Genomic DNA, 302 nt, shown 5'->3' on the forward strand with positions numbered 1-302 from the left:
AGGCGATGGGCCTCACCGGGTTACTGACCTTAGCCAAACTCCGAATGCCGGTAAGTGAGAGCGTGGCAGTGAGACTGTGGGGGATAAGCTCCATGGTCGAGAGGGAAACAGCCCAGAACACCGACTAAGGTCCCTAAGCGGGTGCTAAGTGGGAAAGGATGAGGAGTCGCAGAGACAACCAGGAGGTTGGCTTAGAAGCAGCCACCCTTGAAAGAGTGCGTAATAGCTCACTGGTCAAGTGATTCCGCGCCGACAATGTAGCGGGGCTCAAGCACATCACCGAAGTCGTGTCATTCACATAA

The 302-nt window shown here is 55.0% G+C and carries 1 rRNA gene; it reads left to right on the forward strand.

The features are described 5' to 3' along the window. Window positions 1-302: ribosomal RNA gene (locus PUR71_RS40770) — 23S ribosomal RNA — on the forward strand; the annotation flags it as partial.

This window comes from Streptomyces sp. SP17BM10 (genome assembly GCF_036322405.1).
Taxonomy (GTDB): domain Bacteria; phylum Actinomycetota; class Actinomycetes; order Streptomycetales; family Streptomycetaceae; genus Kitasatospora.